This window comes from Nocardioides sp. (assembly GCF_031397825.1).
Lineage (GTDB): Bacteria > Actinomycetota > Actinomycetes > Propionibacteriales > Nocardioidaceae > Nocardioides.
In genome coordinates this window covers 1-7,610 of record NZ_JANNML010000065.1, presented here as the reverse complement: position 1 = coordinate 7,610, position 7,610 = coordinate 1, and the positions used below count along the sequence as shown (strand labels likewise).

Here is a 7,610-nt window from a genome sequence, read left to right as displayed (position 1 = left end):
ACGCTGCGAACTCCGGAGACACCGGCACTCCATCCTTGGCCATGCCCCAGGCTCGTCCAACCAGGGCCACACAGCCGATCAGGTGTCCGCGATGTCTTGAGACTTAATGTGTCCGCGATGTCCTGAGCCTTCACACAGCGGTGGGGCCTGCTCTCCGGCACACGACCCGGCAGAGCCGTCTACCCCCCCCATTAGAGATCGGTCACATCCGCACCCGATCGGGAACGAACGGGCGAGCCGGAGCGCTGAACCAGACATGACCACCACGCTGAAGCCCCGCCTGATCGACGAGCTCAACACGCTGCACGCCTCCTACGTCGCGGCGATCAACAGCGCCGTCGCCGACGACGACATGGCGACCGTCAACGAGCTCGCCGCCGCCTACGACCGGGAGGCCACCGAGATGGTCGCCGAGCGCGAGGGCAAGACCCACCTGCTGCCGCTCAAGCGCCGCGCGGCCTGAGCGAGTGGCGCAGGCCCGTCCTGGGTACTGCCCCCTGATGGACCCACGCACCCCTGACTCCTCCCGTGGACCGCTCGCCGGTCGCTACCGCCTCGACCGCGAGGTCGGCAGAGGAGGGATGGGCAGTGTCTGGCTCGCCCACGACGAGCGGCTCGGCCGCGAGGTCGCCGTCAAGCGCGTCGGCCACCTGCCCGGCGAGTCCCTGCCCCACCTGGCCCGCGCGATGCGCGAGGCCCGCTCGACCGCCGCGCTCAACCACCGCAATGTCGTCGCGGTCTACGACGCGGTGGAGGAGGGCGACCACCTCTGGCTGGTGATGGAGTACGTCCCCGGCCGCACCCTCTCGGAGATCACCGCCGCCGAGGGCCCCATGGACCCGTTGCGCGCAGCCCGGATCGGGGCCCAGGTCGCCGACGGCCTCGCCGCGGCACACGCAGCCGGGATGGTCCACCGCGACGTCAAGCCCGGCAACATCCTGGTCACCGACGACGACGTCGCCAAGATCAGCGACTTCGGCATCGCCCGCCACCTGGCCGACGACCAGCTCACCCAGACCGGCCTCATGGTCGGCACCCCGGCCTACTTCGCCCCGGAGCTCGCCCGCGGCGCCGACGCCTCACCCGCCTCCGACGTGTGGGCGCTCGGCGCCACGCTCTTCGCAGCCGTCGAGGGCCACGGGCCCTACCCCTCGCAGGGCAACGCGCTCGCCGTGCTCGCCGGTATCGCCAGCGAGCCGACCCCGCTGCCCGAGCGTGCCGGCCCGCTGCGCCAGCCGATCCGGCGGATGATGGACGCTGACGTCGCCGCCCGGTGGAGCATGGGCGACTGCGCGCACGCGCTGCACCAGGTCAACGACCGCCACGCCGGCGTCCCGGTCCCTGCGCCCACCCCCGAGCCGGCCCCCGACCAGACCGCGGCCTTCGCCACGCCTGTGCCCACCCCCGCGCCGACGCCGCCTGCCGATGACGACCCGCGCCGACGTCGTACGCCGCTCGTCCTCGCCGCCGTCCTCGTCCTGCTCCTCCTGGGCGGTGCGGCCTGGGCGATGACCGGCGACGACGAGACCGACCCGGTGGCCACCACCTCCGACACCCCGAGCTCGTCCGGCAACGGCAACGACAACGGCGGCACCGGGCAGGCGAGCGACAAGCCCAGCGCCGACCCGACGCCCGAGGAGACCCCCGAGCCGGACCCCACGCCGGAGGAGCCCGAGCCCACGCCGACCGAGGAGGAGCCCGCGCCGCCCGCCGCCGACGCAGGTGACCCTGCCGACTTCGTCGCGGGTTACTACTCCCTGCTGCCCGGCGACACCGGCACGGCGTGGGAGATGTTCACCGAGGGCTACCAGGCCGACCTCGGCGGCTTCGAGCAGTACGACGGGTTCTGGCGCACCATCGACGCGCTGGCCATCGAGGGGGTCGAGGAGGTCGATGACGTGACCGTCGACGCCACCATCACCTACACGACCGACGGCTCCGAGCAGACCGAGACCCGACGGATCTACCTCGAGCCCACCGACGGTGGCTTCCTGATCGCCGCCGACGAGGTCGTCTGACCTACGAGCCTGAACGACGACCCTGTGGAGGAACGGCGGCCACGTCGGGAGATCGGGGAAGAGTGGGGGCATGTTTCCCATCTGGTTCGACGGCGGCAACTTCAAGCTGTGCGTCTACGACCGCGAGGATCATCAAAGACCCCACGTGGCGGTGATGGCTGGTCGTCGCCGCCTCGCGACCGTGGCGGTCGAAACGGGCCAGGTCCTCGCGGGGAGCCTGAGCCAACAGCAGCACCGCACGATCAAGAGACTGCTGGCCGAGCACACCGGGGAGGCGTTGGCGGCCTTCGAAGCCGGACTGCGACACGAACCGGTCGTTAGACTGGACCGACGACCGCAGGAAGGTGATCACGCATGAGCCAGCCACGTGTTCGGCAGCACGCGACGGACCCTGCCCTGGTCGTCGTGACGAGTGTCCGCGTCCTGGGGCGCTACGTCCTCGAGCTCACCTTCGACACGGGGGAGGTCAGGGTCATCGACATGGAGCCCCTGCTGCGTGGCCCCGTCTTCGAGGCACTGACGGCCGACTACGGCAGCTTCTGTCAGGTGCACGCGGACCCGGACACCGGCACCATCGCGTGGCCCAACGGCGCCGACTGGGCACCCGACGAGCTCTACACGAAGTCGAAGGCGGCAGCGCCAGCCTGACGTCCACCAGATCCGTCACGATCATCGGGAACCCCGCGCCGCCCCCGACCCGTCGCAGCAGGTGAGGGAGTGACGAGGAGGAGCCGATGGACACCGACCCCGGAGCCGACGCCGAGTTCGACGACTACGTCGCCGCGCGCTGGCAGCGGCTCGTGCGCTCTGCCGTGCTGCTCGGTTGCAGCACCCACGAGGCCGAGGACGTCGTCCAGACCGCGCTGACCCGGTGCCTCATGAAGTGGTCCCGCGTACGCCGCGCCGACGACCGCGACGCCTACGTCTACCGCGTCCTCGTCAACACCCTCACCGACGCGCGGCGCCGGCACTGGCGCGGCGAGCGGCCCACCGAGCACCTGCCCGAGCTGGCGACCCCCGACGCGACCCGCGACGTCATCGTCCGCGACAGCGTCGACCGTGCCCTCGCCCGGCTCTCCTCCGACCAGCGCGCGGCGGTCGTGCTGCGCTACTACGCCCACCTGACCGAGGCCCAGATGGCCGGCGTCCTCGACGTTGCGCCGGGCACCGTCAAGAGCCGGCTCTCCCGTGCCCTCGCGGCCCTGGCTCTCGACCCCGATCTCGCCGACCACGAGGAGACGCTGTGAACGACCTGACCGAGATGCTCGAGCGCTCCGCCGCCGACGTGCCGGTCGGCCCGCCCCCGCTCGCCGCCATGCACCGCACGGCCCGCCGCCGGCGCTCGTACGCCGTCGGGCTGGCCGCCGCGGCCGCCGTCGTCGTCGCCACAGGGAGTGTGGCGCTGTGGCCGAGCGGCGACGTCGCGCCACGCGACCTCGCGCCGACCGCGTCCGACTCACCGTCCGAGCAGACGCGCGTCGAGGAGCCACCGACCGGCTTCCGCTGGGTCGGCATCGGTCAGGCAGTCGTCGCAGTGCCGGACGCGTGGGGGACCAACGAGATCCGCTGCGGCACCCCGACACGCGACACCGTCGTGGTCGACGTCGGCGTCATCGAGACCTGCGCGACCTCCTACCCGCGAGACACGACCAGCGTCTGGATCAGGTCGCGCGAGCCGGTCGACCAGGTCGGCAGCTGGTCCCCGATCGAGGTCGACGGGGAGCCGGCGCTTCGCTCGCCCGACGAGGGGAGCCAGAGCTCGGGGGAGGCGGCCGTCTACCGAGCGGCGGTCTACCTCCCCGAGCGTGACGTGGTCTTCGAGGCCACCTCCTCGGTCTCGGCCGAGGCGGTGAGCGAGGCGCTCGGGCGGATCACGATCGTCGACACCCTGGTCGCGGTCCCGGGCTTCTCCCCGGCCAACTACGGCGGCGGTGACCAGAGCAAGGCGGGGGAGCGCTACGTGCGAGCCCTGCTGGACGAAGGGCTGAGGGCGACGGTCGTCGTCCGGCCGACACCCCAGGCCGGCGTCGTGGGCTTCGTGCTCGACGCGTCACCAGCACCCGGCACCGTCGTCGAGCCCGGCTCGACCGTGAGGGTGACCGTCACCGGCTAGCGACCCGACACGACTCGCTCGGCCTCGTCGACGAGCCGAGCCCCCCACTCGATGGCCTTGGCGGCGTCGCTCAGGACAATCTGTCGTGATTGATACTGCGCCTTCGTCTTCAGCTTCAGCAGTCGCGCGAGCGTCGATGCGACAGCCGCGCCAGCAGGTCCAGCGGCCTTGAGCTCTGCGACGGCATCGGCGTGGTCGTCCCTCTTGCGCGTCATGCCGGTGAGACACAGGCAGATGGCGTCCTGGGAGTTGGTGCCGGAGAGGACTGCGTTGGAGGTCGCAGCATTGACGTGGTCCCACTCGAGGTTCAGACGCGCCGCTTCGAGGAACTCGCGCGCCTTCGCCAGGTGCGCGCGGGCGTCGTCCATCGCCGTCACGAAGGCTCGCCCCGCCGCATCAGGTCCCGCACGTCTTCTCCGGCCATCACGATGGCGTCGCGTCGCAGATCACGGACGATCCGATCGTCGTCCCTCATGGCCTGATCGAGCTCACCGATGCTGAGCTCGAGGATCTCGCACTCGTTGCCGGACCACGCGCGGACATGCGACACGAGCTGTTCCAGTTGAGCGAGCCAGTGGGGCCCATCGGCGTGTGCTTCACCTGCTGCGCTGCGGACGAGCAGCATGTCGAGGTCACTGTCGGTCGTTCCCTCTCCCCGAGCGGCGGAACCGAAGAGACATGCCGCGGCCGGCTGGATCTCCCAGGAGGTCATCTCGTCGCGGATTCGGTGCAGGAGCTCGCCCCACATGTCGATGAGCGAGAGGAGCCCGGGCGCGGCCACGTGCTCGCGGTTGAACCGATAGAGCTTTGACGGTGGTCGATCCTCACAGAGCACGACGCCAGCGACTGCGAGCTCTCGGAGGATGTCATTGGCGCGTCTCTGGCTGACCCGTCCGTCGGTCAGCTCGGCAATCCTCCGGCCGCTCAGGGGCTCGTGGGTGCGGGCGAGCACCGTCAGCACCGGCCCGTGGGCGTTGGGCATGATGGAGGCGAGTGGGTGGGACAGGTCCATGACAGCAGCTCCTCACGAGCAACTTAGTGCTCAATTGAGCATGATATCGCTCGATGCTCGGTGATCGCCCCACCGCGGCTCAGGTCAGCATTGCGCTCGCCACCGACACCGGCTGACCCTCACACCGCGAACGCGACCGCCAGCAGCACCGAGACCACGACCAGCACCACCGAGACGACCAGCCCGAGCGTGAAGCGCGGCAGCGGCTCGCGCAGTCGCATCGCCCGCTCGATCCGCGCCCACCGCACGAACGCCAGCGCGGTCATCAGCCCACCGAAGAGCGCCAGCACCACGACGAGGACCCCGCGCAGCGGGTCGCTCTCGGGGAAGCCCAGGGAGTGCAGCGCCACCGCGCCGGCCAGCATGGCGAGCGTCGTACGCACCCAGGCGAGGAAGGTGCGCTCGTTGGCGAGCGTGTAGCGCGGGTCCGGCTCGTCGCCCTGGCCGTAGACGTGGGGGAGTCCACCGTGGTCCATGGCTCCATCGTGGCCCACGCGGTCCACCTAGGCTCCGACGCATGGCATCTGTCTTCGACACGACGACCGCGGTGACCTCGCTCGGCGAGGGGCGCTACGACGCCGAGCTCGACCCCGGGTGGGTGGTCGGGGGCGGCGTCAACGGTGGCTACCTGCTCGCCGTCGTCGGCAACGCGCTGCGGGCGGAGATGCCCGACAAGCCCGACCCGCTGTCCCTCAGCGCCTACTACCTGTCCGCCTCGGTGCCGGGCCCTGCCGAGGTCCAGGTGGACGTACGCCGCTCCGGCGGCAGCGTGGCGGTCGCGTCGGCCGAGCTGAGCCAAGGGGGAGAGGCGCGCATCGCCGCCCTGGCGACGTACGGCGACCTGGGTCGCAGCGCCGACGACGTCCGGACCACCGCGGTGCCCTTCGACCTGCCGCCGCTGGAGCAGTGCGTGCCCAACACGATGGCACCGGAGGAGGTGCGCAGGATCGCGCCCCTGATGGAGCGCTTCGACATGCGCTTCCACCCCGAGCACGTCGGCTGGGCGCTCGGTGCGCCCACGGGCGTGGCCGAGATGGCCGCGTGGTTCCGCCTCGGGGACGGCCGCGAGCCCGACCCGATCTCGCTGTTGCTCGTCGTCGACGCCCTCCCGCCGGTCACCTTCAACACCCAGGGCATGGGGTGGGCACCGACGCTGGAGCTCACCGCCCACGTGCGCGCCAGGCCCGCCCCCGGCTGGCTGCGCGTGCGCCACGTCAGCCGCAACGTCGCCGGCGGGATGTTCGAGGAGGACTGCGAGGTCTGGGACTCGACCGACCGTCTGGTCGCCCAGAGCCGTCAGCTGGCGCGCTTGCCGCGCTGATCGACCGAGTCGTCGTCGCGCGTCGCGCCACCCTGGAGCAGCCACCAGGCTGCGCCTCGTCGCGTGCGGTCGTCCTGGTGCTCGCTCAGCCGCTCGAGCTCCGGCGAGGCGTGCATGCCGAGCGCGAAGAGCGCGGCGTGCTGCTCCGAGCGGCGCCCCGCCGGCAGACGGGCGGCGATCGAGGCCCCGGTCTCGTGGTCGAGCGGTCGGTCGTGGAGGCCCACGTTGACCATGACCCGGGCCGCGTGGCGCTCGGGCATGGCGCCCACCCTGCGCGCGCGGGGACCTGTCGGCGGCGTGGGGCAGGGCAGCCGCATGAGCATCGCCCACGCGCGCGCGGCGATGAACTCGTCACCATGGTGCGTCAGCGCGAGGACCTGGTCGGCGGTCGCCGGACCGTAGGGGCTCGCCGCCAGCAGCAGCGCCGCGTGGTGCCGGCGCGCCTTGTGCGTGTGGACCAGCGCCTCGCGCACCAGGCGGTGCAGCATCATGTCGGTCTCGATGGGGTGGTGCGTCGGGGTGGCATCCTGGATCGCCGTCGCCACCTCCGAGGCGAGCGCAGCGGCCCTGCGCGACGCGATCAGCTCGCGCGTCGACCGGGCGCGCACGACGAGCGCCGTGGCGACGGGGTCACGCAGACGACTCTCGACCGACTCCCATGACGTGCGGGGGAGATGGACGGCGAGGTCGAGGGTGTCGAGCCCACCGTCGAGGTCGACCCCACGGGCCAGCTGTCGCTCGAGCTGTCGCTCGAGCTCGGGCATCGCTTCGACGTCGATGTGTCCGCGCGCCACCTTGGTCGCCGCCACGGACGTGGCCGCGCGCCGCAGGCTCCTGGACGGTGACGACAGCAGGCGGAGCACCAGGTCGCTGGCGGCCCTGTCGGTCACCTCGCCGAGCAGGTTGAGCACGGGCGCCACGACCTGGGCGTCGGGGTCCATCACGAAGTTGCCCAGGGCCCGCGAGACGTGGCGCTGTGACGAGGGGTGACGCAGGAAGTCGACCGCGGCCTCGAAGCGCCGCACGTGGTCGATGCCGGCACTGGTCGCGAGCTCGCGGATCAGGGCTGAGGCGAGCTGATTCCAGTCGTCCTGGCGCAGGAAGACCTGGTCGTAGTACCAAAGGGCACGGCTCGCAGCGAGCCAC

The 7,610-nt window shown here is 71.6% G+C and carries 11 protein-coding genes; 7 read left to right on the top strand and 4 right to left on the bottom strand.

The genetic code is table 11. The features are described 5' to 3' along the window. Positions 1-256: 256 nt before the first annotated feature. From RMN98_RS05345 to RMN98_RS05320, 6 genes are all read left to right on the top strand, one after another. Positions 257-463 (top strand): hypothetical protein, encoded by a 207-nt coding sequence (locus tag RMN98_RS05345; RefSeq protein ID WP_309647768.1) that lies wholly within the window; start codon positions 257-259, stop codon positions 461-463. A 37-nt stretch (positions 464-500) separates the two neighbouring features. Beyond that, complete coding sequence (locus RMN98_RS05340; protein WP_309647767.1) at positions 501-2,018, top strand: protein kinase domain-containing protein; 1,518 nt, start codon at positions 501-503, stop codon at positions 2,016-2,018. Positions 2,019-2,088: 70 nt separating this feature from the next. Then, complete coding sequence (locus tag RMN98_RS05335) at positions 2,089-2,376, top strand: DUF4160 domain-containing protein (protein ID WP_309647766.1); 288 nt, start codon at positions 2,089-2,091, stop codon at positions 2,374-2,376. Next, positions 2,373-2,666 (top strand): DUF2442 domain-containing protein, encoded by a 294-nt coding sequence (locus RMN98_RS05330; RefSeq protein WP_309647765.1) that lies wholly within the window; start codon positions 2,373-2,375, stop codon positions 2,664-2,666. Before RMN98_RS05335 ends, RMN98_RS05330 begins: the two co-directional genes overlap by 4 nt. Positions 2,667-2,752: 86 nt before the next feature. Beyond that, on the top strand, positions 2,753-3,265 hold the full coding sequence (locus RMN98_RS05325) for a SigE family RNA polymerase sigma factor (protein WP_309647764.1): 513 nt from the start codon (positions 2,753-2,755) through the stop codon (positions 3,263-3,265). Continuing rightward, positions 3,262-4,131 carry a PASTA domain-containing protein gene (locus tag RMN98_RS05320; protein ID WP_309647763.1) on the top strand — a complete coding sequence of 290 codons (870 nt, stop codon included), beginning with the start codon at positions 3,262-3,264 and terminating at the stop codon, positions 4,129-4,131. The genes RMN98_RS05325 and RMN98_RS05320 overlap by 4 nt, the downstream gene beginning before the upstream one ends. Here the strand turns inward: RMN98_RS05320 and RMN98_RS05315 are convergent. The 3 genes from RMN98_RS05315 to RMN98_RS05305 form a co-directional block, all read right to left on the bottom strand. Continuing rightward, positions 4,128-4,499 (bottom strand): hypothetical protein, encoded by a 372-nt coding sequence (locus tag RMN98_RS05315; RefSeq protein ID WP_309647762.1) that lies wholly within the window; start codon positions 4,497-4,499, stop codon positions 4,128-4,130. The two genes, RMN98_RS05320 and RMN98_RS05315, sit on opposite strands and share 4 nt — an antisense overlap. Positions 4,500-4,504: 5 nt before the next feature. Next, the gene (locus tag RMN98_RS05310) at positions 4,505-5,143 is read right to left on the bottom strand and encodes a nucleotidyltransferase domain-containing protein (RefSeq protein WP_309647761.1); all 639 of its coding nucleotides are present in this window, start codon (positions 5,141-5,143) and stop codon (positions 4,505-4,507) included. Between the two features lie 119 nt (positions 5,144-5,262). Beyond that, positions 5,263-5,619: a DUF202 domain-containing protein gene (locus RMN98_RS05305; RefSeq protein WP_309647760.1), complete on the bottom strand. Its 357-nt coding sequence runs from the start codon at positions 5,617-5,619 to the stop codon at positions 5,263-5,265. Positions 5,620-5,660: 41 nt separating this feature from the next. Here RMN98_RS05305 and RMN98_RS05300 point away from each other — a divergent pair, with 41 nt between their 5' ends. Further along, the gene (locus RMN98_RS05300; RefSeq protein WP_309647759.1) at positions 5,661-6,464 is read left to right on the top strand and encodes a thioesterase family protein; all 804 of its coding nucleotides are present in this window, start codon (positions 5,661-5,663) and stop codon (positions 6,462-6,464) included. On the opposite strand, the gene RMN98_RS05295 is transcribed toward RMN98_RS05300, so the two are convergent. Beyond that, positions 6,440-7,610: hypothetical protein (locus tag RMN98_RS05295; RefSeq protein WP_309647758.1), on the bottom strand; the 1,171-nt coding region annotated here is incomplete at its 5' end. The genes RMN98_RS05300 and RMN98_RS05295 overlap by 25 nt on opposite strands.

Bases quoted from the DNA above. Each gene is read 5' to 3' on its own strand.
- RMN98_RS05345 (WP_309647768.1), top strand. From the start codon at position 257: ATGACCACCACGCTGAAGCCCCGCCTGATCGACGAGCTCAACACGCTG.
- RMN98_RS05305 (WP_309647760.1), bottom strand. From the start codon at position 5,619: ATGGACCACGGTGGACTCCCCCACGTCTACGGCCAGGGCGACGAGCCG.
- RMN98_RS05340 (WP_309647767.1), top strand. From the start codon at position 501: ATGGACCCACGCACCCCTGACTCCTCCCGTGGACCGCTCGCCGGTCGC.
- RMN98_RS05310 (WP_309647761.1), bottom strand. From the start codon at position 5,143: ATGGACCTGTCCCACCCACTCGCCTCCATCATGCCCAACGCCCACGGG.
- RMN98_RS05330 (WP_309647765.1), top strand. From the start codon at position 2,373: ATGAGCCAGCCACGTGTTCGGCAGCACGCGACGGACCCTGCCCTGGTC.
- RMN98_RS05315 (WP_309647762.1), bottom strand. From the start codon at position 4,499: ATGGACGACGCCCGCGCGCACCTGGCGAAGGCGCGCGAGTTCCTCGAA.
- RMN98_RS05300 (WP_309647759.1), top strand. From the start codon at position 5,661: ATGGCATCTGTCTTCGACACGACGACCGCGGTGACCTCGCTCGGCGAG.
- RMN98_RS05325 (WP_309647764.1), top strand. From the start codon at position 2,753: ATGGACACCGACCCCGGAGCCGACGCCGAGTTCGACGACTACGTCGCC.
- RMN98_RS05335 (WP_309647766.1), top strand. From the start codon at position 2,089: ATGTTTCCCATCTGGTTCGACGGCGGCAACTTCAAGCTGTGCGTCTAC.